General features: G+C 72.9%; 19 protein-coding genes and 2 pseudogenes. 14 read left to right on the forward strand and 7 right to left on the reverse strand.

Annotation, left to right across the window (positions count from 1 at the left end):
* Positions 1–5: 5 nt before the first annotated feature.
* The 6 genes from AB0I49_RS00235 (at position 6) to AB0I49_RS00260 (ending at position 8,781) form a co-directional block, all read left to right on the forward strand.
* Positions 6–1,946 carry a glycogen debranching N-terminal domain-containing protein gene (locus tag AB0I49_RS00235; RefSeq protein WP_363224940.1) on the forward strand — a complete coding sequence of 647 codons (1,941 nt, stop codon included), beginning with the start codon at positions 6–8 and terminating at the stop codon, positions 1,944–1,946.
* Positions 1,947–2,035: 89 nt separating this feature from the next.
* Positions 2,036–2,797, forward strand: coding sequence for an NUDIX hydrolase (locus tag AB0I49_RS00240; RefSeq protein ID WP_363224450.1), 762 nt, complete (start codon positions 2,036–2,038; stop codon positions 2,795–2,797).
* Between the two features lie 202 nt (positions 2,798–2,999).
* A complete protein-coding gene (locus AB0I49_RS00245; protein ID WP_363224451.1) occupies positions 3,000–4,979 on the forward strand; it encodes an ATP-binding cassette domain-containing protein in 1,980 nt (659 codons plus the stop codon).
* A 19-nt stretch (positions 4,980–4,998) separates the two neighbouring features.
* Complete coding sequence (locus tag AB0I49_RS00250) at positions 4,999–5,943, forward strand: FadR/GntR family transcriptional regulator (protein ID WP_363224452.1); 945 nt, start codon at positions 4,999–5,001, stop codon at positions 5,941–5,943.
* A gap of 318 nt (positions 5,944–6,261) precedes the next feature.
* On the forward strand, positions 6,262–7,818 hold the full coding sequence (locus AB0I49_RS00255; protein WP_363224453.1) for an RNA polymerase sigma factor: 1,557 nt from the start codon (positions 6,262–6,264) through the stop codon (positions 7,816–7,818).
* Positions 7,819–7,974: 156 nt separating this feature from the next.
* On the forward strand, positions 7,975–8,781 hold the full coding sequence (locus AB0I49_RS00260) for a serine protease (RefSeq protein WP_363224454.1): 807 nt from the start codon (positions 7,975–7,977) through the stop codon (positions 8,779–8,781).
* Between the two features lie 149 nt (positions 8,782–8,930).
* On the opposite strand, the gene AB0I49_RS00265 is transcribed toward AB0I49_RS00260, so the two are convergent.
* Positions 8,931–9,167: a hypothetical protein gene (locus AB0I49_RS00265; RefSeq protein ID WP_363224456.1), complete on the reverse strand. Its 237-nt coding sequence runs from the start codon at positions 9,165–9,167 to the stop codon at positions 8,931–8,933.
* A gap of 434 nt (positions 9,168–9,601) precedes the next feature.
* Here AB0I49_RS00265 and AB0I49_RS00270 point away from each other — a divergent pair, with 434 nt between their 5' ends.
* The 4 genes from AB0I49_RS00270 (at position 9,602) to AB0I49_RS00285 (ending at position 14,353) form a co-directional block, all read left to right on the forward strand.
* Positions 9,602–11,722: a DNA topoisomerase IV subunit B gene (locus AB0I49_RS00270; RefSeq protein WP_363224457.1), complete on the forward strand. Its 2,121-nt coding sequence runs from the start codon at positions 9,602–9,604 to the stop codon at positions 11,720–11,722.
* Between the two features lie 225 nt (positions 11,723–11,947).
* Positions 11,948–12,436, forward strand: coding sequence for a DUF1453 domain-containing protein (locus AB0I49_RS00275; RefSeq protein ID WP_363224458.1), 489 nt, complete (start codon positions 11,948–11,950; stop codon positions 12,434–12,436).
* A 25-nt stretch (positions 12,437–12,461) separates the two neighbouring features.
* Positions 12,462–13,625: a histidine kinase gene (locus tag AB0I49_RS00280; protein WP_363224459.1), complete on the forward strand. Its 1,164-nt coding sequence runs from the start codon at positions 12,462–12,464 to the stop codon at positions 13,623–13,625.
* Positions 13,626–13,660: 35 nt separating this feature from the next.
* Entirely contained in the window at positions 13,661–14,353 is a 693-nt protein-coding gene (locus AB0I49_RS00285; RefSeq protein WP_363224460.1) for a response regulator transcription factor, read from the forward strand.
* A gap of 66 nt (positions 14,354–14,419) precedes the next feature.
* On the opposite strand, the pseudogene AB0I49_RS00290 reads toward AB0I49_RS00285, so the two are convergent.
* Together AB0I49_RS00290 and AB0I49_RS00295 are read right to left on the reverse strand one after the other, a co-directional pair.
* Positions 14,420–14,527, reverse strand: a pseudogene (locus AB0I49_RS00290) (Zn-dependent oxidoreductase); the annotation flags it as partial.
* Positions 14,528–14,745: 218 nt separating this feature from the next.
* Positions 14,746–15,552: a TetR/AcrR family transcriptional regulator gene (locus AB0I49_RS00295; RefSeq protein ID WP_363224461.1), complete on the reverse strand. Its 807-nt coding sequence runs from the start codon at positions 15,550–15,552 to the stop codon at positions 14,746–14,748.
* 211 nt (positions 15,553–15,763) lie between these two features.
* On the opposite strand from AB0I49_RS00295, the gene AB0I49_RS00300 reads away from it, so the two are divergent.
* Positions 15,764–16,918, forward strand: a complete 1,155-nt coding sequence (locus AB0I49_RS00300) for an NAD(P)/FAD-dependent oxidoreductase (RefSeq protein ID WP_363224941.1) — start codon at positions 15,764–15,766, stop codon at positions 16,916–16,918.
* A 41-nt stretch (positions 16,919–16,959) separates the two neighbouring features.
* Here the strand turns inward: AB0I49_RS00300 and AB0I49_RS00305 are convergent, their stop codons facing one another.
* The gene (locus AB0I49_RS00305) at positions 16,960–17,661 is read right to left on the reverse strand and encodes a response regulator (protein ID WP_363224462.1); all 702 of its coding nucleotides are present in this window, start codon (positions 17,659–17,661) and stop codon (positions 16,960–16,962) included.
* Positions 17,658–19,403, reverse strand: a complete 1,746-nt coding sequence (locus AB0I49_RS00310; protein ID WP_363224942.1) for a sensor histidine kinase — start codon at positions 19,401–19,403, stop codon at positions 17,658–17,660. Before AB0I49_RS00310 ends, AB0I49_RS00305 begins: the two co-directional genes overlap by 4 nt.
* 268 nt (positions 19,404–19,671) lie before the next feature.
* Between AB0I49_RS00310 and AB0I49_RS00315 the strand changes: the two genes are divergently transcribed.
* The 3 genes from AB0I49_RS00315 to AB0I49_RS00325 all read left to right on the forward strand — a co-directional run bounded on the left by AB0I49_RS00315 (position 19,672) and on the right by AB0I49_RS00325 (position 22,720).
* Complete coding sequence (locus tag AB0I49_RS00315; protein ID WP_363224463.1) at positions 19,672–20,520, forward strand: ABC transporter ATP-binding protein; 849 nt, start codon at positions 19,672–19,674, stop codon at positions 20,518–20,520.
* A 61-nt stretch (positions 20,521–20,581) separates the two neighbouring features.
* Positions 20,582–21,472 (forward strand): ABC transporter permease, encoded by an 891-nt coding sequence (locus AB0I49_RS00320; protein ID WP_363224943.1) that lies wholly within the window; start codon positions 20,582–20,584, stop codon positions 21,470–21,472.
* A 168-nt stretch (positions 21,473–21,640) separates the two neighbouring features.
* Positions 21,641–22,720: an ABC transporter substrate-binding protein gene (locus tag AB0I49_RS00325; RefSeq protein ID WP_363224464.1), complete on the forward strand. Its 1,080-nt coding sequence runs from the start codon at positions 21,641–21,643 to the stop codon at positions 22,718–22,720.
* 197 nt (positions 22,721–22,917) lie between these two features.
* Here AB0I49_RS00325 and AB0I49_RS00330 read toward each other — a convergent pair.
* Together AB0I49_RS00330 and AB0I49_RS00335 are read right to left on the reverse strand one after the other, a co-directional pair.
* Positions 22,918–23,814: pseudogene (locus AB0I49_RS00330) on the reverse strand (sucrase ferredoxin); the annotation flags it as partial.
* A 76-nt stretch (positions 23,815–23,890) separates the two neighbouring features.
* The gene (locus AB0I49_RS00335) at positions 23,891–25,309 is read right to left on the reverse strand and encodes a citrate/2-methylcitrate synthase (RefSeq protein WP_363224465.1); all 1,419 of its coding nucleotides are present in this window, start codon (positions 25,307–25,309) and stop codon (positions 23,891–23,893) included.
* Positions 25,310–25,379: the final 70 nt, after the last annotated feature.

Below are 25,379 nucleotides of genomic sequence, written 5' to 3' on the forward strand. Positions count from 1 at the left end.
TGGCCATGCCGTCCCTGGCCATCTCGGCCGAGCACGGTCAGCTCTCCGGCCAGGGACTCGACGGTTTCTACCGTTCGGGCCGGAGGGCCCTGGCTCGGTGCCGGCTGCGCGTCGCGGGAGCCGAGCCGCTGCCCGTGCAGGCTCGGCTCCTCGGCCCGGACCTAGCCCGATTCGTGGGCACGGTGCGCACAGTGGCCGACTCGGGCCCGGACCCGTCCGTCACCGTGGAACGGCTGCGCCACGCTGACGGCACCGAACGCATCACCTTGCACAGCACCGCCGTCCGTCCCCTCAGGCTGCCGATCGAAGTCTCCCTCGGCACCGACTTGGCTGAGCTCGGCGCGGCCGCCGCCGGGCGCACCGGGCCCGAACTCCCCGCCTGCGTCCACGACAGCGGCATGCGCTGGTCCACGCCGGGGCTGAACGCGGTCGTCACGGCCGAACCCGCCCCCAAGGACACGCTGGCGTCGGCGGGACTGCTCCGCTGGGAGCTGGAGGTGCCGCCCGGAGGATCGCGCAGCATCCAGCTCCACGTGCGGCTGGAGTGGGGAGACCAAGCGCGGATCGGTCCACCGCGCGGGCCCGTGGCCGGGGCCGCCGCACGCGGACGCGGCGCCGCTCCACTCTGGGGACCGACGCAGGCCAGGGGCGACGACACACGGGTCGAAACCCTGCTCCGCAGCGCCATGGACGATCTCGGGGCGCTGGTCCTGCGCGACCCCCGCCGCCCAGGCGACGCCTACGCCGCGGCGGGCGTCCCCTGGCGCTGCGGCCTCGCCCCCGCCGAAGCGCTCTGGGCGGCCCGCATGACACTGCCGCTGGGGGTGCGCCTCGCGGCCGGGACACTGCGCACCCTGGCCCGTACACAGCTGGGAGGGCCGGGGACGGAGGGCGGCCGTATCCCCGGCGCGATGCGGCATGCCGGACCGCATCTGCCACCAGGCTGCACCGGCGTCGAGGCCACCCTGCTGTTCCCCACGGTCCTGGCCGAGGCCCGTCGGTGGGGCCTGCCCGACAAGGACGCCGAGCCGCTGATGCCGGTGGCCGAACGCTGCCTGCTGTGGCTGCGTACCGCGGTGGGGGACCGCGGCTACCTCGCGGATCCGTCGCCCGGCGGCCCGTACCGCTGCGAGGCACAGGCCCACGCGCACCGGGCGGCGCTGCTCGGCGCGGACCTTCTGGACGCATACGGCCGTCCGGGGGCGTCGGGCTGGCGGGAATGGGCGGCCGATCTGCGCCGCCGCTTCCGGGAGGAGTTCTGGATCGAGGACCGGGGCGGCGGCCGGCCGGCGGCGGCCCGGATGCCCGACGGCAGCCGGATGAGGCAATTGGGGGCGGCGGCCTCCCACCTCCTCGATACGGGCCTGCTGGGCCGGAGCACCTTCGCCGAGGGGCTGCTCGACAAGGTCCAGACGGAGCAAGTGGCCCGGCTCCTCGGCGGGCCGGCCCTCGACTCCGGGTGGGGACTGCGCACCCTCGCCGCCAAGGAGCCCGGCTATAACCCGTTCGGCCACCGGAGCGGCGCCGTGCGCGTCCATGAGACGGCCGTGGCCGTCGCCGGGCTGGCCGCCGCCGGCTATGAGAAGGAGGCTGGCTCCTTGCTGCGCGGGGTCCTCAACGCCGCCCCCTCCTTCGCCCACCGGCTCCCCGAGATGTACGCAGGCGAACAGCGCACCTCGGGGAGCGCCCCACTGCCGCATCCGGCCGCGTGCCGCCCGGCCGCCATCGCGTCGGCGGCCGCGGTGCGGCTGCTCACGACGCCGGTCGGGGTGCTCCCGGACGTACCGGCCGGGACCGTGGCGGTCCGCCCGATGCACTCCGCTCCGCTCGGCGCGGTGCAGTTCACCGGGTTGCGCGTGGCGGAGCAGCCCTTCGCCGTGCGCGTCAGCAGGCTCGGTCTGGGCATGGTCGAGGAAGCCGCCGACGGACTGCAGCTGGGGGGCTGAGCGGTATGCGCCTCGCACAGCCCGATCAGTCTCCGGCGGACGATGCTCAAGGGCCTGTTTATCGTCAAGCAGACGACTATGATCGCGTCATGCCCTACGACCCGTCGGCCTTCCCGCCCTTCGCCGTAACCGTCGACTTGGTCGTGCTCACCGTGCGCCGCCACGCGCTGTGTTCCCTGGCCGTCCGCCGTGGTGAGCCGCCCTACCAAGGACGCTGGGCCCTGCCGGGCGGCTTCGTGCGCATCGATGAGGACCTGGGCGCGGCGGCGGCCAGGGAGTTGGCCGAGGAGACCGGGCTGCTGGCGCAGGACCCCGCGGGCACCGTGCCCGCCAACGCCGCGCACCTCGAACAGCTGGGGACCTACGGCGACCCCAAGCGCGACCCCCGGATGCGGGTGGTGAGCGTCGCCCACCTCGCGCTCGCCCCGGATCTGCCCGCGCCCCGCGCCGGGGGAGACGCGCGCAGCGTGCGCTGGGCGCCGGTGGACGATCTGCTCGACCAGGAGAGCGGCTTCGGCCGGGACGGGGAACAGGCGGCCCCGCTCGCGTTCGACCACGCCCGCATCCTGGCGGACGGCGTGGAGCGGGCCCGGTCCAAGATCGAGTACTCGTCGCTGGCCACGGCGTTCTGCCCGCAGGAGTTCACGGTGGGGGAGCTGCGCCGGGTGTACGAGGCGGTGTGGGGCGTCGCGCTGGACCCCCGCAACTTCCACCGCAAGGTGACCGGCACGCCAGGCTTCCTGGTGCCCACGGGCGGGACGACGACGCGTCAGGGCGGCCGACCGGCGCAGCTCTTCCGGGCGGGAGGCGCGACGCTGCTGAACCCTCCGATGCTGCGGCCGGACGCCTGAGCCTGACGCCTGGTCCCTGGCCTGTGGGGCGCCTGACACGGGACGGGGCGGGGTGTCCGACGGGGGGAGGGGATCGGACACGGGCGGCGCTGGGAAGCGCCAGGTGCACCATAAATGGGACATAACGGGTTACCGTGCCGGGGTACATCCCCCGCCCTTCCGTATGCGCCGCCCAGCGGTCTCACGCCCCGCGAGAGAAGCCATGATCCAGGCCATCGGGCTGACCAGTGTCCCCCGCCGCAACCAGCCACCCGCCGTCGACGACCTCACCTTCGAAGCGCACTCGGGACGCGTCACGGTGCTGCTCGGGGACTCCGGGGCCGGTAAGACCAGTGCGCTGCGCCTGCTGCTCCGGCTCGACCCCGGCCGAGGCGTCGCCCTCTTCAGGGGGCGTCCGCTGCACAGGATCCCGCACCCCGCCCGCGAGATCGGTGTGCTCCTCGGCGACCTGCCCGGCCACCCCGCCCGAACGGCCCGTGGTCACCTGCGGATGCTGAGCGCGGCCGTCGGGGTGCCGGCCGAACGCGCTGACGACGTCCTCGAAGTCGTCGGGCTCAGCGGTCTCGCCGATCAGCGGCTCGGTGACTTCTCGCTCGGCATGGACCGCCGGCTGGGCCTCGCGGCGGCGCTCCTCGGCGACCCGCACACCCTGGTGCTCGACGAGCCCGCGCAGGGGCTCTCGCCGCGCGAAACCGCCTGGCTGCACGGTCTGTTGCGGGGGTATGCGGAACAGGGCGGCGTCGTGCTGGTCACCTCTCGCGAGCCGAAGGAGGCCGCTCGGATCGCCGACCGGGTGGTCACCGTCGAGGCCGGGTGCCTGCTGGCGGATCAGGAGGTCGCGGACTTCGCCCGTACCCGGCTGCGGCCGCGGGTCGCCGTACGGTCGCCGCTCGCGGAGCGGCTCGCCGCGCTCCTCGCTGATGAGTCGCACGGCTCGGACAAGCCCGTCGAGGTGGTGCGCGAGGGCGGGAGCCGCATCTCCGTCTACGGCAGCACGTGCGCGACTGTGGGGGAGGTCGCGTACCGGAACGGCATCGTGGTGCACCGACTCGCCGAGGAGAGCGGTGACACCGCCCCGGCGGCCCCGCTCCAGCGGGCCGACGGCCGCCGTACGGGTAAGGGCGAGCCGCTGCCGGCGGCGGCCGTGGCGAGCGCGCGAGGGGAGGGGGAGGAGGGAGGGGCGGGGGCGGCCCCGGTGTCGGACGGTGCGGGCGATGGCGCCGAGCGGCCCGTGGGGCCTCCCGCTGCGGGGCTGCCCGCGGGGCCGGCCGTGGAGTCCGTTCCGGCGTCGCACGCTTTCGGGCGGCTGCCGCCGCCGGGGCCTGTGCAGCCGTTCCGCTACGAGCTGCGCCGGGCCGCCGGGGCGCGCCCCGGCTGGGTGGTCGCGGCGGTCTCACTGGCCGCCTCGCTGCTGGCCTCCGTGCTGATCGCCCGCAACGGGCAGCCTTCGGCGCTGCCCCTGTTCGCGGGCTGGCCGGACGTCTTCCCGCTGCCGCCGGCCGCGGTGGGGGCCGGGCTGCTCGGGGCGCTCGCCTTCGGCCAGGAGTTCCGCTACCCCGCGCTCTCCCCGGATCAGGGCGCGCTCCCGCGCCGCCTCGGTCTGCTGGGCGCCAAGCTCGCGGTCAGCGCCGCCACCGCACTGCTGCTCGCGCTCGCCGTCCTCGTGCTCGACGGGTTCGCGCTGCGCTTCCTCTACGGGGCCGGGGCGGCGGCGATTCCCGCCGGCTGGCCCGCGCTCGTCGTGGGGTGGGCCGGGCTCGTGGTGGGGTGCGCCTGGGCCGGGCTGCTGGCCGCGGGGGTGTTCCGGTCCGCGTTGATGGGGCTGGCCGCGGTACTGGCGATGCCGGTGGTGATGGTGCCGGTGGTGCGTCAGGTGCTGGCCGACCCGTCGGCCCGGTCGATCATCGGGCTGCCGGACCGGCTCCGGTCGGTGGCCTTGATGCAGTGGCCGGCCGGTGTCGATCAGGGGATGTCGGCCGTCCTGCGGCTGCCGGCGCATCCCGTGGGCTGGGCGCTGGCGCTCTTGCTCGCCGTACTGCTCTGCGCCTACGCGCTCACCGCGCTCCGGGGGCGGCCGCTTCGGTGGCGTGGAGGTGGGGGCGGAGGGGGTCAGTCGCATGATCGGCCCGCTATCCCCGAGGGGCGCCCGATTGTGTCCGATAAGGCGTCAATTATGAGGTAATGCGCGATCACCCTTTCGTGTGCTTTTCACCAAAGAACTCAAGGGTTTCCGGGGCGTCGCCGACAAAGGATGCGTGAGTACCCTTGCGCACACCATGATGACCGCGGCTCGCCCCGCCGACACCGGCCTCGCAGCTCCGGGCGAGCTTGACCGCTACTCCTACGCGGGCGCCTCCGGCGCCGACCGCGGCGGCGCCCCGTCCTGGGACGGAGGTGACGCGGAGCTGGGCCGGGGCGGCGGCCGCAGGGCCGCCGGCAGCCGGGGCCGCGGGCTGCACGGCCAACTCGTCCAGCAACTCGGCCAGATGATCGTCTCCGGGGACCTGGGCGCCGACCGCCCGCTGGTCCCCGAGGAGATCGGCCAGCGTTTCGAGGTGTCCCGTACCGTCGTCCGCGAGTCGCTGCGCGTCCTCGAGGCCAAGGGGCTGGTCAGCGCCCGGCCCAATGTCGGCACCCGGGTCCGGCCCGTCAGCGACTGGAACCTCCTCGACCCGGACATCATCGAGTGGCGGGCGTTCGGGCCGCAGCGCGAGGACCAGCGCCGCGAGCTGTGCGAGCTGCGCTGGACCATCGAGCCGCTCGCGGCCCGGCTCGCCGCGGGCCACGGGCGCGAGGACCTTCAGCAGCGCCTCGCCGACATGGCCGAGATCATGGGCCACGCGCTGACTCAGAACGACTCGCTGACCTTCTCCCGCGCGGACAACGAGTTCCACTCGCTGCTGCTGCAGGTCGCGGGCAACCGCATGCTGGAGCACCTCTCCGGCATCGTCTCCTCCGCCCTGCACGTCTCGGGCGGCCCGGTCGTCGGCTGCGACCGCCCCAGCGAGACCGGCGTCGGGCACCACCTGCGGATCGTCGAGGCGATCGGCGCGGGGGACCCGGCGGGCGCCGAGGCCGCGATGCGCCAACTGCTCACCGTCCACCCCGAGGTCGAGCGCGTGGTGCCGGCGCCGCGCGAGCACTGACCGTACGGGCTCCATGAGCGGTACCGGCGCCGCCGGACCCTGGCCCGGGTCCGGCGGCGGGGAGCGAACTGTCCTCGTGTGATGCGTCTCGTCCTGTTATGCGGTGTGACTCGGGCCACGATGATTGGGCGTAACGCTCTTTGAGGCAGTGCGATGACTAAAGAGGTGGCAGCAGAGGAGGGAATACAGCTCTCGCCAGAGACGCTGTACAGCTCCGCACTCCCGCCCGCGCCGTCGGTTCATCCTGCCGTCGGTCGTCGGCTCCGGTCCATTGTGGACGGGGTCGGAAGCCATTTCCATCGTTCCGAGAGGTTGTTCGTGTCGGCCAGCACATCCCGTACGCTCCCCACGGAGATCGCCGAATCCGAGTCTCTGTTGGCGCTCATCGAGCGGGGAAAGGCTGAGGGGCAGATCGCCGGCGATGACGTGCGTCGGGCCTTCGAGGCTGACCAGATTCCGCCAACCCAGTGGAAGAACGTTCTGCGCAGCCTCAACCAGGTCCTCGACGAGGAGGGTGTGACGCTGATGGTCAGTGCCGCAGAGGCGCCCAAGCGCACCCGCAAGAGCGTCGCAGCGAAGAGCCCGGCGAAGCGCACTGCCACCAAGGCGGTGGCGGCCAAGGCGGTTACGGCCAAGAAGGCCACCACCGCTGCCACCACGTCCGCCGCCGCGGCCGAGGTGACGGACGGCGAGACCGACGACGCCATGGCATCGCCCGCGAAGAAGGCCGCCGCCAAGAAGGCCGTGGCCAAGAAGACGGTGGCGAAGAAGGCCACCGCGAAGAAGACGGCCGCGAAGAAGACCGCCGGCAAGAAGGACGTCGACGAGATCCTCGACGACGAGGTCGAAGAGGTGCCGACGCCGGGCAAGCCCGAGGAAGAGGAAGAGGGCGGCGAGAACAAGGGCTTCGTCCTCTCCGACGACGACGAGGACGACGCCCCGGCCCAGCAGGTCGCCGTGGCCGGCGCCACCGCCGACCCGGTCAAGGACTACCTCAAGCAGATCGGCAAGGTCCCGCTGCTCAACGCCGAGCAGGAGGTCGAGCTCGCCAAGCGCATCGAGGCGGGGCTGTTCGCCGAGGACAAGCTGGCCAACTCCGACAAGCTCGCGCCGAAGCTCAAGCGCGAGCTGGAGATCATCGCCGAGGACGGCCGCCGCGCCAAGAACCACCTGCTGGAGGCCAACCTCCGTCTGGTGGTCTCCCTGGCCAAGCGCTACACCGGCCGCGGCATGCTCTTCCTGGACCTCATCCAGGAGGGCAACCTCGGTCTGATCCGCGCGGTCGAGAAGTTCGACTACACCAAGGGCTACAAGTTCTCGACGTACGCGACGTGGTGGATCCGGCAGGCGATCACGCGCGCCATGGCCGACCAGGCCCGCACCATCCGCATCCCGGTGCACATGGTCGAGGTCATCAACAAGCTCGCGCGTGTCCAGCGCCAGATGCTCCAGGACCTGGGCCGCGAGCCCACCCCGGAGGAGCTGGCCAAGGAGCTCGACATGACCCCCGAGAAGGTCATCGAGGTCCAGAAGTACGGCCGCGAGCCCATCTCGCTGCACACCCCGCTGGGTGAGGACGGCGACAGCGAGTTCGGCGACCTCATCGAGGACTCCGAGGCGGTCGTCCCCGCCGACGCGGTCAGCTTCACGCTCCTCCAGGAGCAGCTGCACTCCGTGCTCGACACGCTCAGCGAGCGCGAGGCCGGTGTGGTGTCCATGCGGTTCGGCCTCACCGACGGACAGCCGAAGACCCTCGACGAGATCGGCAAGGTCTACGGGGTGACGCGCGAGCGCATCCGCCAGATCGAGTCGAAGACCATGTCGAAGCTGCGCCACCCGTCGCGCTCCCAGGTGCTCCGCGACTACCTGGACTGAGCCTGACGCTCTGACGTGACGAAGCGCCCCCGGCCGATGAGTTCCACGGTCGGGGGCGCTTCGTCGTGGTACGGGGGCGCGCGATGTCGGGATGCGACGACGGCCGTACGGAGTGACGCTGGGTACGCACTACACTCCGCACGGTCAGGAGGTCGTATGCGTTCTCTTATTTCCGCGATGCTTGGTGCCCTCGCGCTGGTGGTGGCGGTTCCGAGTCCGGCGTCGGCGGACCGGATAGTCGTCGGGGGGCAGCAGGTGGAGGTCGCGGACGCCCCCTGGGTGGTGGCCCTGGCCAGCCGGAGCCGCTTCGGCACGGCGCGCTCGGGGCAGTTCTGCGGCGGTGTGATGGTCTCGCGCACGGCGGTGGTCACCGCCGCACACTGCCTGGGCCGGGAAGTGCTCGGCGTGGATCGGCAGGACGTCCGGGACCTGCGCGTTCTCGTCGGGCGCGAGGATCTGGGGGGTAACGGTGGGCGCGAGATCGAGCTGAAGAAGGACTGGGTCAACCCGGACTACGACTCCGTGAGCAACGCCGGCGATGTGGCGGTGCTCACGCTGGCGGAGCCGGTGCCGGCCTCCGACGTCATCCGAATGGCCCCCAAGGGCGACGCCGCCTACCGGCCGGGCTCCACGGCCGCGGTCTACGGCTGGGGCGACACCACGGGCAAGGGGAGCTACGCCTCCACCCTGCACGCGGCCCAGGTGCGGGTCCTGGACGACGCGCGGTGCCGCCGCGCGTACCCGGGCAGCGCCGACGGTACGTACCGGCCCTCGTCGATGCTCTGCGCGGGGCAGCCGGGGGGCGGGCGCGATGCCTGCCAGGGGGACAGCGGCGGGCCTCTGGTGGCCCGTGGGCGGCTCATCGGGCTCGTGTCCTGGGGCAGCGGCTGCGGGGAGCCCAGAAGCCCGGGTGTCTACACGCGGATCTCGGCGGTCGCCCCGCTGGTGGCCCGGCACGACTGAACCGCGCCATGGGCAGGCCCGGTCCTGGAAGGGGCCGGGCCTGCCCACGGGCGTGCCGGGACACGAGAGCGGGCGGCGTTCCCTGGATCGGGATAGCCGCCCGCGGCTGTCCGGCCTGGCCGGACCTCGCTCGTCGTGGATGCGATGTGTCAGCGTTCCTCGTCGGACGCGGACGCGGACGCCGGGGCAGCGGTCAGCCGCTCCGTCTCATCCTGTATTTCCGCGGCGATCTTCTTGAGTTCTGGCTCGAACTTGCGCCCATGGTGAGCGCAGAACAGCAGTTCACCGCCGCTCATGAGAACGACGCGCAGGTAAGCCTGGGCGCCGCAGCGGTCGCAGCGGTCTGCGGCCGTCAGCGGGCTCGCGGGGGTCAGAACAGTAGTCACGTCGCCTCTTCTCTAGCTCGACGAGCTGTCGTACCAGGGTCAACATCCAACCAGGCCGAAAACGTTCCCGCTGCCGGCTTTTCCTCGAAACTTCCTTCCGAGGGGTCGGATCCTGACGGTTTGGCGGCGAATGAGCCGTAGTGCGTTGGCTTACGGTTTCACGTCGCTTGTCGGTATGTGTCCTCCCGGCTGGGTTGCCGGCTTGTTGAAGAGGACGTGCCCGGAGCCTAAATGGTTCATGCCTCCAAGGGAACGTGATGTGGGCGTCACTCCATTGAGGGATCGAACGTACGAGCGACTCTGGACTACCATGGGCGTTCTCATGGGTGGCGGCACAAAGGCTCTATCAGGCGTCGGTACCCTCTGAACGGCGACCGAGCCAACCTCTGAACCCGGACTCGGGTCAGACAGAAATTCAGCGAGGAGCGAACCGCGTGACCGCCGATACGTCCGTGCCGTCCACCGCATTGCTGACCGGGGCAGACCGGGACGAATCCAACTACACCGCGCGGCACCTACTCGTCCTTGAGGGCCTGGAAGCCGTCCGCAAGCGCCCCGGCATGTACATCGGGTCGACCGACAGCCGCGGTCTGATGCACTGCCTCTGGGAGATCATCGACAACTCCGTCGACGAGGCCCTGGGCGGCTACTGCGACCGCATCGAGGTGATCCTCCACGACGACGGGTCCGTGGAGGTCCGGGACAACGGCCGCGGCATCCCCGTCGACGTCGAGCCGAAGACCGGCCTGTCCGGCATCGAGGTCGTGATGACCAAGCTGCACGCCGGCGGCAAGTTCGGCGGCGGGTCCTACGCCGCCTCCGGCGGCCTGCACGGCGTCGGCGCCTCCGTCGTCAACGCCCTCTCCGCCCGGCTCGACGTCGAGGTCGACCGCAACAGCAAGACCCACTCGATCAGCTTCCGCCGCGGCGTCCCCGGCATCTTCACCGAGTCGGGGCCGGACGCGCCCTTCGACCCGGAGAGCGGCCTCCTCAAGGGCAAGCGGGTGCCCAAGACCCGCACCGGCACCAGGGTCCGCTACTGGGCGGACCGGCAGATCTTCCTCAAGGACGCCAAGCTCTCCCTGGAGACGCTGCACGGGCGGGCCCGGCAGACCGCCTTCCTGGTGCCGGGGCTGACCCTCGTCGTGCGCGACGAGCGGGGCCTCGACGGGGAGGGGAAGACCGAGGAGACCTTTCGCTACGACGGCGGCATCAGCGAGTTCTGCGAGTACCTCGCCCAGGACAAGGCCGTCTGCGACGTGCTGCGCCTCAGCGGCCAGGGCACCTTCAAGGAGACCGTCCCGGTCCTCGACGACCGCGGGCATATGACCCCCACCGAGGTCACCCGCGAGCTCGGCGTCGACATCGCACTGCGCTGGGGCACCGGCTACGACACCACTATCCGGTCCTTCGTGAACATCATCGCCACCCCCAAGGGCGGCACCCACGTCTCCGGCTTCGAGCGCTCGCTGACCAAGACGGTCAACGAGGTGCTGCGCTCCGCGAAGCTGCTGCGGGTCGCGGAGGACGACGTCGTCAAGGACGACGCCATGGAGGGGCTCACGGCGGTCGTGACCGTACGGCTGGCGGAGCCGCAGTTCGAGGGGCAGACCAAGGAGGTGCTCGGCACCTCGGCGGCCGCCCGGATCGTCGGCAACGTGGTCGCCAAGGAGCTCAAGGCGTTCCTGGCCTCGACCAAGCGGGACGCCAAGCAGCAGGCGCGGTCGGTCATGGAGAAGATCGTCGCCGCGGCCCGTACGCGCATCGCGGCGCGGCAGCACAAGGAGGCCCAGCGGCGGAAGACCGCGCTGGAGTCGTCCTCGCTGCCCGCGAAGCTGGCCGACTGCCGCAGCGACGACGTGGACCGCAGCGAGCTGTTCATCGTCGAGGGGGACTCGGCGCTGGGCACCGCGAAGCTCGCGCGGAATTCGGAGTTCCAGGCGCTGCTGCCGATCCGCGGCAAGATCCTCAACGTCCAGAAGTCGTCCGTCTCGGACATGCTCAAGAACGCCGAGTGCGGCGCGATCATCCAGGTGATAGGGGCCGGCTCGGGCCGCACCTTCGACATCGACGCCGCGCGTTACGGCAAGGTCCTGCTGATGGTCGACGCCGACGTCGACGGCGCGCACATCCGCTGCCTGCTGCTCACGCTCTTCCAGCGCTATATGCGCCCGATGGTCGAGGCCGGCCGGGTCTTCGCCACCGTGCCGCCCCTGCACCGGGTCGAGCTGGTGAACCCCAAGAAGGGGCAGGAGAAGTACGTCTACACCTACTCGGACAGCGAACTGCGGCAGACGCTGCTGGAGTTCGACCGCAAGGGGACGCGCTACAAGGACAGCATCCAGCGCTACAAGGGCCTCGGCGAGATGGACGCGGACCAGTTGGCCGAGACCACGATGGACCCGCGCCGGCGGACCCTGCGGCGGATCAACATCAGCGACCTGGAGGGCGCGGAGCAGGCCTTCGACCTGCTCATGGGCAATGAGGTGGCGCCCCGGAAGGAGTTCATCACGAACGCGGCGTCCACCCTGGACCGTTCCCGCATCGACGCCTGAGGATCGGTGCCCGAGCACCGGTGCCTGAGCCCTGGTGTCCGTGTAGCGACGCCTGAGCACCGGTGCCGGCATATCGGGGCGGCCCGGGCCCCGGCCGCCGGTGGTCCACCTCCGGGTGGAGGGGCGGTCTCCACCCGGAGCCAACCCGTGCGCTGATCCGCCGGCCGACGGATCTCCGTAGGTTCGGGAGCGTTGTCCGCTCCTGCGCCTACGGAGGCTCCCGACATGTCCGGTCTGGTCGAAGCCGTGGTGATCGCCGCGGTCCTCGTACTGGTGCTGCTGCGCCAGTTCGCGCCGCAGCGCGTGGCGTCGGACGTCCGGCGGTGGTGGGTGCTGCCCGCGGTGCTGGTCTTCATGGCGGTGCGGAAGCCGGGGCTGGTCGACCACGCGCATGAGGCCGTCTCGGTGGCGCTGCTGGCGGCCGGGGTGCTGGCCGGGCTGGCGACGGGCGCGGGCTGGGCGTGGACCACGCGGGTGTGGTCCGACGCGTCGGGCGCGCTGTGGGCCCAGGGCGGCAAGGCGTCAGCCCTGGTGTGGGCGGGCGGCGTGGTGCTGCGGCTGGCCCTGCACGCGGTCGGGGCCGCGGCCGGGGTCCACCAGGGCGGGTCCGCGACCATGCTGACCGCGGCCGCGATGCTGCTGGCCCGCAGCGGTCTGGTGGTCTGGAAGGCTCAGGGGGTGCGGCCGGCGTACCGTGTCCCGGCCGGTGAGTGAGCGCGCCGCGACGGAAGGACCGTACGTGCCCGTCGAGAGCTGGACCGGCTGGCCCTACCGGGAGGCGCTGTCCCACGAGGGGGTTCCGCGCCGCCGGGTCGCGATGAACCAGTGCGTGAGGTTCACGCTGGTCGTGCTGATCGCCTGGCGGGCGTTCCAGGAGGGCTCCTTCCACGGCTGGGGTCTGCTCGTGCTGGCCGGCGGCATCGCGGTCTTCGCGGCCGTGGCGCGGGGCTACTTCCGGACCACCCTGGAACACCGGCTGCTGCCCTCCCTGGGGCTGTTGGGGCTGCTGTTCACCCTGGGGCTCGTGGTGCAACTGTTCGGGGCGTACAGCCCCGCCCGGTCGCTCTGGGCCGTGGGCGCGATCATCGCCGTGGAGCGGCTGCCGATGGCGTACGCGCTTCCCGCCGCCGCGGTCCACGCACTGGCGTACGGGCTGGTGAACGAGGACCGGCCGGTGGTGACCGCGGGGACCTGCGTCGGCCTCGCGCTGGTCGGCTACGCGCTCCGCCTCGACGCGGAGGCACGCGGCACCGGCTTCCGGCTGCTGGCCCAGGAGCGCGCGGCGCGGGCGGCGGAGGCCGAGTCCGCGGCGCTCGCCGAGCGCGCCCGGATCGCCCGCGAGATCCACGACGTGCTCGCCCACAGCCTCTCCGCGCAGCTGGTGCACCTGGAGGCGGCCCGGCTGCTGATCGAACGCGGCGAGAGCGACGAGCGGATCCTGGAGCGCGTCGTCCTGGCCCGCGGCATGGCCCGTGAGGGGCTGGCCGAGACGCGGCAGGCGCTCTCGGCTCTCCGGGGCGAGATGGCCCAGGTCGGGGACTTCCTGCGGGAGGTCGCCGACTCCCAGGGAGCCGCCGTCGAGGTGACGGGCGAGCCCCGGCAACTGCCCGCGGAGGCCGGGCTGGCGGTGCGCCGGGTCGCGCAGGAAGCGCTGACGAACGTCCGTAAGCACGCTCCGGGAGCGCCGGTCCGGGTGAGATTCGCCTATCTGGACGGCGAGGTGGAGCTGGAGGTCCGGGACGGGGGAGCGCGGCGGGCGGCCGGGGGGCTCGCGTCCACCGGCTCCGGGTACGGTCTCCTGGGGATGCGGGAGCGCGCCGAACTGCTCGGCGGCACCCTGGAGGCCGGCCCGGCGGGGCCGGGACAGGAGGGGTTCGTGGTGCGGCTGCGGGTGCCCGGATGACGCGCGGGACAGGGGGCGGTGTGACGGAGGACGGCATGTCGCGGCCGGCGGCTCGGGTCGTCGTGGCCGACGATCAGACCGTGGTGCGCGAGGGCATCGTGATGCTGCTGGGGCTGTTGCCGGGCATCGAGGTGGTCGGTTCGGCCGGCGACGGCGAGGAAGCGCTGCGGCTGGTCGCCGAACACGCCCCGGACGTGGTCCTGATGGATCTGCGCATGCCGCGCTGCGACGGCGTCGAGGCGACGCGGCGCGTCCGCGCCGAGCACCCGGCCACGCAGGTCGTCGTCCTGACGACCTACGCCGACGACGACTCGCTCTTCCCGGCGCTCCAGGCCGGCGCGCGCGGCTACCTCACCAAGGACGCCGACGGCGACGAGATCGTACGAGCGGTGGCGCATGTCATGTCCGGCGAGGCCGGGCTGTCGCCGCAGATCCAGCGGCGGCTGCTGGAACGGCTCGCCGCGCCCGTCCCCGAAGCCGCCTCCGCTCCCGCGGCGCCCCGCGAGCTGCCGGACGGGCTGACCGCGCGTGAGGCCGAGGTGCTCGCGCTGGTCGCCGACGGGCTCTCCAACGCCGAGATCGCCGGTGGCCTGCATGTCTCCACCGCGACGGTGAAGACGCACATCAACAACCTCTTCGCCAAGACGGGGGTGCGGGACCGGGCGCAGGCGGTGCGGTACGCGTACCGGCACGGCATCGCGAAGCCGCCGGGCGCGCCGGGCGGTTGACGACGCCGATGCCCGCCGCCCGGTACGGGGTCCACCGGCAGGCGGCGCGCGTGACGGCCGGGTGCGTCAGGGGCGCAGTGTGAGCTTGCCGAATACGGGGGTCGATGCGAGGCGTTCGTGCGCACGGCGGGCTTCGGCCGGCGGGATCTGTTCGTCGACGACCGGCCGCAGGTTGCCACTGGCCGCTTGGGCGAAGAGTCCGGCCGCCGCCGAGGCGGCCGCTTCGGGATCGACGGAGTTGAGGCTGAAGGCGAAGAGGGTCGGCGAGCGGTGGTAGGCGGTCTGGAGGCGGCGCTCGACGCGGCGTCAGAGGCCGCCACCTGCACCGGTGCGGCGGTGTCGGGCGGCGGGCGCGTGTGAACGGGCCGCCTGAAGGCCCTCCGGCGGCGTGGTCAGTGGCGGGGCAGGCGGGCGGCGATGCCGTCCAGGATGTACGTGAGGCCGGTGTCGAAGACGGTGTCGGCGTCGCGCGGGGCGGCGTCCACGACGGCCTCGGAGAGGGCGGGATAGCGGCCGGTGGCGAGCATGCGGCCGATGTACGGGCCGGCGGCGACCTGCCACTGCTGCTCGTCCAGGCCGGTGGACCGTTCGGCCCGCAGTTCGGCGATCTCCTTGCGGACCGCCCCGACCAGGTACGCGTCCACTGCCTCGACGGCGGCCAGGACCGTGTCGATGCCCTCGAAGCCGGGGGCGCGGCGCAGCGCGGCCAGGGACGATTCGAAGTTGGCCAGCGCGTTCGGGCCGAGGTGCGGACGCCCGCCGAGCAGGTCGGCGAACCACTCGTGCCTGAGGGCCGCCGCCCTGGTGCGGCGCGCGTGCGACCGCAGGTCGCGGCGCCAGTCGCCGCCGGACGGCTCGGGCGCGTCGATCTCGCCGTAGACCTCGTCGACCATGAGGTCGAGCAGTTCCTCCTTGGTGGAGAGGTAGCGGTACAGCCGCATCGGTCCCGCGTCGAGCACGGCGGCGACCTTGCGCAGCGACACCGCGTCCAGCCCGTCCGCGTCGGCGAGCGCGATGGCCGCCCGTACGATCCGGTCCCTGCTCAGCGGGGACGGCGCCGGACGGCTCGGGGGCTCGGGGCGCTCCCATACGAGCGTGGGGGTGTCGGCCGAGAACGTGGCTCCGTCGGCCGCGTCCCCGTCGAGATCGGAGTCATCGGCCCGGTCGCTGTGAGGCTCGGGCCGCCGTCGTATCGCCATCACGCCTCGTCCTCCACCTGGCTCCGGTTGGTCGTCCGTCCCGCTCTTCCGGTTTATCAGTAACGATACAGCGCACTGTTCGATACGGTGTATCGGCAGTTGTGGTGAGCGATGCGGCGCTCGCCATGTCGAAGTGCCATATCAATGTGGCCATATCGAAGTGGCCCTGTCGAAGCGCGTCAATGACACCTGGGGGCGGATCGCCGTGAGTATCGCCGTAGCCATCATCGGAGCCGGACCGGGCGGGCTGACCCTCGCCCGTACGCTGCGGGTCCACGGCATCGACGCCGTCGTCTACGAGCGCGAGGCGTCCCGTGCCGCGCGCGCCCAAGGCGGCATGCTCGACCTGCACCGCGAGAGCGGGCAGCGGGCCCTGCGGGAGGCCGGTCTGGAGGCGGAATTCCTCGCCGTCGCCCGCGGGGAGGGCCAGGACATGCGCCTGCTGGAGCCCGACGGCACGCTTCTCCTCCAGGAGGACACGCCCGACGACGCTCCGCTGGAGCGCCCCGAGGTCGACCGTGCCGACCTGCGGAACATCCTGCTCGACTCGCTCCCCGAGCAGGCCGTTCAATGGGGGCGCGACTTCCGGTCGGCGACCGCCTGGCCCGGCGGCGGGCACCGGATCCGCTTCGCCGACGGCTCCACCGCCGAGTGCGACCTGCTCGTCGGCGCGGACGGTGCGTACTCGCGGGTCCGGCCGCTGCTGACCGATGCCCGGCCCGTTCATATCGGCCGCAACACCGTCGAAGGCGTCATACCTGACCTCGACCGCACCCACCCCGAGCTGGCCGCGGCCCTCGGGCGCGGCACCTACTGGGTCCTCGGCCCCGACCAGTCGCTCGCGACCCAGCGCAACGGCGACGGGCGGGTCCGCGTCTACCTCAGCTTCCATACGGGCGAGGGCTGGCTCACCGACGCAGGCGGTCCGTTCGCCGACCCCGATCCCGACCGCGTCCGCGCGGCCCTCCTGGAGCTCTTCGCCGACTGGGCCCCGCAGTGCGCAGCCCTGATCCGGGCGTGCGAGGGACCCTTCGTGCCGCGCCCGATCGCCACCCTGCCGATCGGCCTGACCTGGGACGCCGTCCCCGGCGTCACGCTGCTCGGCGATGCCGCGCATCTGATGGCGCCCGCCGGACTGGGCGCCAATACGGCCATGCTCGACGCCGCCGAACTCGCGCTGCGGCTCGCCTCCGCAGCCGTCGGCGGCAACGGCGACGGCCGTGTGGAGGCTGCCGTCCGCGCCTACGAGGAGGAGATGTTCGTGCGCGCGGCCGAGGCCGCGCGGGAGGCCCAGAGGATGACGGAGCTTCTGATGTCCCCCGAGGGCGCGCGGGGGCTGTTGAAGTTCTTCCAGCCCGAGCGTTAGAGGGGCCCCAGGGCGACAAAGGGGGCGCATGGCGGAAGCGCTTACGCCGCCGGGCTGCCCTCCGCCCAGCTGTAGCGGTGCTCCGGGCGGCCCGTTTCGCCGTATTTCAGGGTGAGGCGCAGCCTCCCCGAGCCTTCCAGTTGTTTGAGGTAGCGCTGGGCCGTCGAGCGGCTCAGCCCCGAGCGCTCGGCGACCTCGTGGGCGGACAGGGGGAGCGACGCGTCCGACAGGACCCGGCGGATCAGTTCGGCGGTCGGGGCGGAGTGGCCTTTGGGCAAGGGCGTGATGGTGCTGGCGGTGCGCAGGGTGCCGAAGATGCGGTCCACCTGGTCCTGGCCGGCCTCACGGCCCGCCTCCTGCGCGCCGTCGAGGGTGCGGCGCAACTGCGCGTACGCGTCGAGCTTGACGCGCAGTCCGGCGAAGGTGAACGGCTTGACGATGTACTGGAGCGCCCCGAACCGCATGGCCGTCTGCACGGTGGCGACGTCGCGGGCCGCCGTCACCATGATCACGTCGGCGAGGTGGCCGGACTGCCGGATGCGGCGGACCAGCGACAGGCCCGTCTCGTCCGGCAGGTAGTGGTCGAGCAGCACCAGGTCGACGCCGCCGCGCTCCAGCAGCGCCAGCGCCTGGGCCGCGTTGTGCGCCGTGCCCAGGACGTGGAAGCCGGGCACCTTGGCCACGTACGCGGCGTTGATCCGGGCGACGCGGAAGTCGTCGTCCACGACCAGGACCTCGATCATCGCTTCACTCCTTCGAGTCGGAGTTCGAGTTCGCATTCAGGCCCGGGGTCGGGACCGGGGTCGGGGTCGGTTACGGGGTCGGGGTCGGTTACGGGTCCGGGGCCGGGCTGTGGGGCGGGTCCAGGTCCGATTCGGGGAGTGCGCAGCGCCTCCGGCAGCTCCACCGTGAACACCGCGCCGCCTCCCTCCCGCCGCGTCACCTCCGCCGTGCCCCCGTACCGCTCGGCGAGCCGCCGCACCAGCGCGAGGCCGAGGCCCCGACGGCGGTGCGGCGGCGGCTCCTTGGTGGACCAGCCGTCGGTGAAGACCAGATTCCGCGCCGCCGCCGGGACGCCGGGGCCGTTGTCCGAGACGCGCAGCCGCAGCGTCGTGCCCTCGGCCCGCAGCTCCACTTCGACGAAGGGCGCCTCGCCCGCGTCCCGCCGTACGGGCGCCCCCGCCGCGTCCAGCGCGTTGTCGACCAGGTTCCCGAGGACCGTGACCAGGTCGCGGGGGTCCACGACCCGGTCCGGCAGATCGGTGGCCGGTGCGATCCGCAGCGCCGCGCCGCGCTCCGCGGCGATCGCGCTCTTGCCCACCAGCAACGCGCTGACCAGCGGTTCTCGTACGCGCTCGGTCACCTGCTCGGCGGTCGCGCGGTGCGCGCCGGCCACCTCGGCGACGAACTCCGCGGCCTCCTTGTACAGCTCCAGCTCCAGCAGCCCCACGATGGTGTGCAGCCGGTTGGCGTGCTCATGGTCCTGGGCCCGCAGTGCCTCGGTGAGTCCGCGGGTGCCGTCCAGCTCCCGCCCCAGCTCCTCCAGTTCGGTACGGTCGCGCAGCGTCGCGACCGTGCCCCCGTCGGCCGTGTCCATCCGGTTGGCGACCAGGACCCGGCCGCCGCAGACCGTGAGCAGGTCCGTACCGGCCACCCGGCCCGCCAGGACGTCCGTCGTACGGCCCGGCGGCAGCACCTCGTCGAGGGGGCGGCCGGTGACGCCGGCCCCCGCCGCCAGGCCGAGCAGCCGCTGCGCCTCGTCGTTGACGAGCCGGACCCGGCCGCGCCGGTCGAGCGCGACGACGCCCTCGCGGATGCCGTGCAGCATCGCCTCCCGCTCGTCGAGGAGCGCGGAGATCTCGGACAGTTCGATGCCGTGGGTGCGCCGCCGCAGCCGCCGCGAGGCGACGAGGGCGGCCAGGGCCCCGACGCCCAGGGCGGCGCCCGCGTACTCAAGGATGCCGGGGACGGCGTGCAGAAGCAGGGCGCGCACGCTGTCGTAGGCGATGCCGACCGAGACCGCGCCGACGACCGCGCCCGCGGAGTCGCGCAGGGGGACCTTGCCGCGGGCGGAGCGGCCGAGCGTCCCGCGGTCGATGCCGGTCCACTCGTGCCCGGCCAGCGCCTCGCCCGGGTCCGTGGAGACCGGCCGGCCGACCTCGGCGGGGGTGGTGTGGGAGTAGCGGATGCCGTGCGCGTCGACGATCACCACATAGCTGGCGCCGGTCGCGCGCCGGACGCGTTCGGCCGCGGCCTGCACCGGGCCGTCGACCGAGGGCCGGGTGGCCAGCACGTCGTGGGCGATGTCCGGCCGGGCGGCGGTGGTCTCGGCGATGGCCAGGGCGCGGCGCGCCGCCTGGGCGTCGAGCTGGTCGCTGAGCGGGGCGAGGAAGAGGCCGGCCGCGAGGACGGTGACGCCGGTGGTGATCAGCAGCTGTACGAGCAGGACCTGGGCGAAGACGCGGCGGGGCCACCGGATGTGCATGCGCGTCCCTTCCCTGCTGTCGCCGCCCCGGTCCGGGGCCCGTTCTCCCGGCGCGCACAGCACGTACAGCACGCTGTCGCGACCCGCCCGCTCCTCCGGTCGCCGCCGTCCCGTGTCGCATGTGCTGTTGTAGCGCGAGCAAAACGAGCAGAACAGGGTTTGCGCGCTCAAGCCGCACAGTGCTCACAAGACTCCCGCCGCGCCGCAGGCCGCGCCTAGCCTCCAGCCCCAGTCGCCCCGCTCGGGACCGCGGGGCAGGAGGTGGGCGATGACCAAGAACAGCGACCCCGGCCCCGGCGCCGCCCCGGCCATCGAACTGCGCGGCGCGAGCAAGGTGTTCCGTACGCCCTCGGGCGCCGGGCACACGGCCGTACGGGATCTCGGTCTGACCGTGCGCCAGGGCGAGTTCGTGGCCGTGGTGGGGCCGACGGGCTGCGGCAAGTCGACCACGCTGACGCTGGTGAGCGGGTTGGAGGAGCCGACCGAGGGCGAGGTGCTGATCGGCGGCGAGCCCGTGACCGGCATCAGGCCGGAGGTCGGCTTCGTCTTCCAGCAGGACGCCGTCTTCCCGTGGCGCACGGTGCTCTCCAACGTCATGGCGGGGCCGCGCTTCCGCGGCGTGCCCAAGGCGGCGGCCAGGGAGCGGGCCCGCGACTGGCTGGACCGGGTGGGCCTCGGCGCCTTCGAGGACCGCTATCCGCACCAGCTCTCGGGCGGTCAGCGCAAGCGCGTCGCGCTCGCCCAGACGTTTGTGGGGGAGCCGCGGATCCTCCTCATGGACGAGCCGTTCTCGGCGCTCGACGTGCAGACGCGGGCGCTGATGTCGGACGAACTGCTGGAGCTGTGGGGCGGCGCGTCGGCCCCGGACACCGCCGCCTCGGTCGTCTTCGTCACGCACGACCTGGAGGAGGCGATCGCGCTGGCCGACCGGGTGGTGGTGATGACGGCGGGCCCCGCCACGGTCAAGGAGACCTTCGCGGTCGATCTGCCGCGCCCGCGCCGGGTGGAGTCGGTGCGGCTGGAGCCGCGGTTCATCGAGATCTACCGGGAGATCTGGTCGTCGCTCGGCGAAGAGGTCCGCATCACGAGGGAGAGGGGGGCCGGCCATGCCGCGTGAGCCGTTGGGGGAGTCGGCGGATCGGGTGGGTTCGGCTGTCGCGCCCGCGTCCGCAGCCGTGTTGGAGGAGAGCGTTACGGGCGGTGGGGGTGGCGGGGGTGGCGGGGACGACGGGGGCCGTACGGGCGGTACGGGCCGTACGGAGGCCAGGGCGCGCGCTGCCCGTAGCCGTCGGCTGCTCGTGCACACGACGCGCGTGCTGCTGCTGGTCGCCGTGATCGCCGCCTGGGAGCTCATGGCGCGCAACGACGTCATCGACGCCTTCAACTTCTCGATGCCGTCCAGGATCTGGGACCAGATCGTCCAGTGGGTGGGGCACGGCACCGCGCAGGGCTCGCTGGGGGAGCAGATCTGGTACACGCTCTACGAGGCGCTGCTCGGCTGGCTCATCGGCGTCTTCGGCGGCGTGCTGCTGGGGATCGCGCTCGGCCGGATCTCCTTCCTCGCCGATGTGCTCGGCCCGTACATCAAGGTGCTCAACGCGCTGCCGCGGATTGTGCTCGCGCCGATCTTCCTCATCTGGTTCGGCCTCGGGCCGGCCTCCAAGGTCGCCTCGGCCGTGGTGCTGGTCTTCTTCCCCGTCTTCTTCAACGCGTTCCAGGGGGCGCGCGAGGTGGACCGCAACCTGGTCGCCAACGCCCGCATCCTGGGCGCGAGCAACCGCAGGGTGACACTCCAGGTGGTCGTCCCGTCCGCGACCTCGTGGATCTTCACGAGCCTGCATGTGAGCTTCGGCTTCGCGCTGATCGGCGCGATCGTCGGCGAGTACATCGGCGCCACGAAGGGGATCGGGCTGCTGGTCTCGGCTTCCCAGGGCACGTTCAACGCGGCCGGGGTCTATGCGGCGATGGTCATTCTCGCCGTGGTCGCGCTGCTGGCCGAGGGGCTGCTGACCTTCGCGGAGAAGCGGCTGTTCCGGTGGAAGCCGGGCGGCTCCGGCGGCGACCGCTGACCGCCCTCCGGGGCTGTATGCCCCCTGGGGCCATGTGGCCGCCCCGGGGTCGCATGCCCCCTGGGGCCATATGACCGCCCCGGGATCGCATGCCCCCTGGGGCCGTATGACCGCCCCTGGGCCGTAAGGACATCACCAGTTTCCCGACCTCATCTCAAGGACACGATGATGCGCACTCTCAGCAGGATCTCCGCGGCGGCCGTCGCGGGCGCGCTCTGCCTCTCGCTCGCCGCGTGCGCCAACGACGCGCAGGTGGGCGGTGGTTCGGGCGGTGGCACCGGCGGTTCGGGCGGCGGTTCAGGTGGCGGCGCGGGCGGCGGCGGCCAGGTCAAGATCATGGTCGGCGGCCTGGACAAGATCATCTATCTGCCGGCCATGCTCACCCAGAAGCTCGGCTACTTCAAGCGGGAGGGCGTGGACGTCCAACTGCTCACCGAGCCCGCCGGCGTGCAGGCCACCACCTCGCTGGTCGCCGGGGACGTCCAGGGCGTCGTCGGCTTCTACGACCACACGCTCGACCTCCAGGTCAAGGGCAAGCACGTGGAGTCGGTGGTGCAGTTCGCGCGGACGCCGGGCGAGGTCGAGGTGGTCTCCAAGAAGTCCGCGTCGCGGCTCGGCTCCCCGAAGGACTTCAAGGGCAAGAAGCTCGGGGTGACCGGTCTCGGCTCGTCCACCGACTTCCTCACCAAGTACTTGGCGGTCAGGAACGGCGTCGACGTCAGCGAGTTCACGCCGGTCGCCGTCGGGGCGGGCCAGACGTTCATCTCCGCGCTCCAGCAGGGCTCGATCGACGGCGGCATGACCACCGACCCGACCGTCGCGCAGGTCGTGGCCAAGGACGCCGGGAAGGTGCTCGTCGACATGCGCACCCCCGAGGGCTCCAAGGCCGCGCTCGGCGGCCTCTACCCCGCCGCGAGCCTCTATATGAACACCGACTGGGTGAAGGGCAACAAGGCGACCGTGCAGAGGCTCGCCAACGCCTTCGTCAAGACGCTGAAGTGGATGCGGGCGCACACGCCCGAGGAGATCGCGGCCAAGATGCCCGCCGACTACGCGCAGGGCGGCAAGGAACTGTACGTACAGGCCATCAAGAGCAGCCTGCCGATGTTCACCGACGACGGGGTGATGCCGGCCGACGGCCCGAGGACCGTGCACGAAGTGCTCAAGGCGTTCAATCCGACGCTGAAGAACGCCACCGTGGACCTGGAGAAGACCTACACCACGGAGTTCGTCAGGAAGGCGGGCTGAGGGGCCGGGCTCCGGCACTCCTCGTGGTCGGCGGCGGCGCGCTGCCGGCCGCCCGGACGGTGCTCGGCGGCGGCCCGGTGTCCGGCGGCGCCCCCGTGCGCTGGAGCGGTTCCGTGATCAGCAGCGGTCCCGCGTTCAGCAGCGACTCCGTATTCAGTGGCGGGCCCGTCCTCGGGGGCGACCGCGAACACGCCCGTTACGTCCATCCGGGCCGGGGAGCCGAGCGCCCTGCCGCAGCTCTCGGGCCGGGGCGGCTCCGCGGCGCCCTGCTCGACCGCGACCCACCACTGGCGGCCGTCCCGGTGGCCGACCGTCACGGTCCACGAGGGCGCGGCGCCCTCGGTCCGTACGACCGTGAACGCGTCGGCGGCGTCTTCGCCGGTCAGCTCCCGGACCGCCAGTTCGGCGGCCTGCGCCGGACGCTCCCACGCGGACCGGCCGCGGCAGCCGTCGGTGACCATCCGGCCCTCGCGCACCGCCTCGACCACCTCTTTCACGGCGGCCGCGGTGGCCCGCCCGTACGCGTATCCGTACGGCAGCACGACCAGCGTCGGCGAGAAGCGGTGGCCGCCGATGTGGGTGATCTCCCAGACGGCGGCGGTCTCCGAGGCCGCCAGTTCGGCGGCGAGCGGGCGGCCCAGCAGGGCGCAGCAGCGGTCCCGCTTGCCGTTGGTGCACACGAGCGTGAGCGGGTCGCCGAGGTACGCGCGCCAGTCGTACGGGCCGCGCAGCCCGCGCTCGTCGCCGGCCCCGAGCGCCGCGAAGTCCAGCTCCGCCAGGTGTGCGGGGTCGGTGATCTCGGCCGTACGCACCCAGGAGCGGCCCGGCAGGGTGTGGGCCGCGAAGACGCGCCGGGCGGCCGGTTCGCGGCAGTCCGCGGTACGGGCGGGGCGGCGGATCAGCGCGACGCGCACCCCGTGGGGCTCGGCGGCCTTCTCCAGGGCGCGCCCGAGGGCCGGTTCGAGGCGGCTGGCGGTGAGGGCCTCGGCGCCCCAGGGGCCGGGCTGTTCGATCAGCAGCCAGGTCCGGGCGGTGGCGGCGGTACCGGCCAGCGGCTCGGACAGGTCACGGGAAGCGGTCGCGCACGTGCTCACATAGGTAAGCCTAACCTGAGTTGCCGGGCGGGGCTTACCACTTGGGGAAGCCGGGCTCTCGACGGAGGCCGCGCCCCTACGGCTGCGGCAGCGGCAGCGGCTGCGGCGGGCGCGGGCCGCGGTAATGGCCGCTGGGGCGCATGCGCATGGGGCGTTCCTCGTACTCCTCCAAGGCGTGCGCGATCCAGCCCGCCGTGCGGGCGACGGCGAAGACCGTCTCGCCCGCCTCCACCGGCATCCCGGCCGCGACCGACAGCACGCCCAGCGTGAGGTCGACATTCGCGTGCAGCGAGGCGTGCCGGGCGGTGGCCGCCACCACGTCGCGGGCGGCGGCCAGTGCGTCGGCCGCCCCCGGCACGTCCGCCAGCATGCCGAACAGCGCCTGCGCGCGCGGGTCCTCGCCGGGGTAGAGGCGGTGCCCGAGCCCCGGCACCCGGCGGCCCGCCCGCAGATAGTCGGAGACGACCGCCCCCGCGCTGCCGCGCTCCAGCACCTCCGCCAGCATGCGGTGCGCGAGCCCGCTGGCCGCGCCGTGCAACGGGCCGTCGAGCGCGCCGAAACCCGCGGAGACGACGGCGTACGGGTGCGCCCGCGCGGAGGCGGCGACGCGGACGGCCAGCGTGGAGGCGGCCAGATCGTGGTCGATGAGCAGTACGAGCGCGGCTTCGAGGGCTCGTAGCGACGGCTCGTCGGCGGGCTGGTCGGTCAGCCGGAGCCACAGCCGCTCGGCGAGCCGGCCGCTCTCGCCGGCCGCGGCTTCCTCGGCGGGCGGCCAGTCGAACTGCCCAGGCGCGACTGACCCGTTGCCCTTGCCTATCTCTCCGGCGGCGACCGGTCCGGCGTGCGCGTCGTCCCCTCCGGCCGTCGGCCGGGAGTTTCGACCGACCCCCGCGCTCCCCGCCCGCCCGGCCGGCGGCAACGCGTCGACCAGTGTCGGGATCAGCCCCCGCGCGGCGCCCAGCACCGCCTCGGGGGAGAGGTCGAAGCGCAGCGGATCGGCGGCCGCCGCGGCGATGGTCGCCACGCGCAGCCGGTCCATCGGGCCGCTGTGCGCGGGCAGCGCCGCCACCGTGCGGCGCGCCGCCGCCAGCGCCTCGGCGGGGGCGGTGAACCGGGCGCCGGGCCGCAGCCGCCCGGTCCAGAGCCAGTCGGCGACCTCCTCGTAGCCGTACCGCCCGGCGAGCTCCGTCGCGTCCACGCCGCGGAAGTAGTAGCGGTCGGCGTCGATGAGCGTGATGCCGGTACGGACCGCCGGGTCGCCCCCGGCCGCCGACTCGCGCCGGCCGCCGCGCCGTACGAGCGCGTCGACCTCCCGCGCGTCGAAGGTGGAGCCGCGCCCGCCGGGGCTGCGGTGGCTCGTCAGCTGGCCCCGGCTCACGTACGCGTAGACCGTCTCGGGCTTCACGCCGAGCCGTTCGGCCGCCTCCCGCGTGGTCAGCCGCTCGCGCTCACGACTCGCCGCCCCACCAGCCCCATCCGCCTCTTGATCCACCATGCGTCACACCGTATCGATAGTGATTCACCCTAGACTCGACATTGATTCAATCAATATTGACAGCGAACGA

Origin of the sequence: Streptomyces sp. NPDC050617 (genome assembly GCF_040654795.1) — a bacterium.
Classification (GTDB): domain Bacteria; phylum Actinomycetota; class Actinomycetes; order Streptomycetales; family Streptomycetaceae; genus Streptomyces.

What these genes read in the sequence shown, in the direction of transcription:
- AB0I49_RS00235 (WP_363224940.1), top strand. Translation starts at nt 6, where the DNA reads ATGCCGTCCCTGGCCATCTCGGCCGAGCACGGTCAGCTCTCCGGCCAG.
- AB0I49_RS00240 (WP_363224450.1), top strand. Translation starts at nt 2,036, where the DNA reads ATGCCCTACGACCCGTCGGCCTTCCCGCCCTTCGCCGTAACCGTCGAC.
- AB0I49_RS00245 (WP_363224451.1), top strand. Translation starts at nt 3,000, where the DNA reads ATGATCCAGGCCATCGGGCTGACCAGTGTCCCCCGCCGCAACCAGCCA.
- AB0I49_RS00260 (WP_363224454.1), top strand. Translation starts at nt 7,975, where the DNA reads ATGCGTTCTCTTATTTCCGCGATGCTTGGTGCCCTCGCGCTGGTGGTG.
- AB0I49_RS00275 (WP_363224458.1), top strand. Translation starts at nt 11,948, where the DNA reads ATGTCCGGTCTGGTCGAAGCCGTGGTGATCGCCGCGGTCCTCGTACTG.
- AB0I49_RS00285 (WP_363224460.1), top strand. Translation starts at nt 13,661, where the DNA reads ATGTCGCGGCCGGCGGCTCGGGTCGTCGTGGCCGACGATCAGACCGTG.
- AB0I49_RS00295 (WP_363224461.1), bottom strand. Translation starts at nt 15,552, where the DNA reads ATGGCGATACGACGGCGGCCCGAGCCTCACAGCGACCGGGCCGATGAC.
- AB0I49_RS00305 (WP_363224462.1), bottom strand. Translation starts at nt 17,661, where the DNA reads ATGATCGAGGTCCTGGTCGTGGACGACGACTTCCGCGTCGCCCGGATC.
- AB0I49_RS00310 (WP_363224942.1), bottom strand. Translation starts at nt 19,403, where the DNA reads ATGCACATCCGGTGGCCCCGCCGCGTCTTCGCCCAGGTCCTGCTCGTA.
- AB0I49_RS00315 (WP_363224463.1), top strand. Translation starts at nt 19,672, where the DNA reads ATGACCAAGAACAGCGACCCCGGCCCCGGCGCCGCCCCGGCCATCGAA.
- AB0I49_RS00325 (WP_363224464.1), top strand. Translation starts at nt 21,641, where the DNA reads ATGCGCACTCTCAGCAGGATCTCCGCGGCGGCCGTCGCGGGCGCGCTC.
- AB0I49_RS00335 (WP_363224465.1), bottom strand. Translation starts at nt 25,309, where the DNA reads ATGGTGGATCAAGAGGCGGATGGGGCTGGTGGGGCGGCGAGTCGTGAG.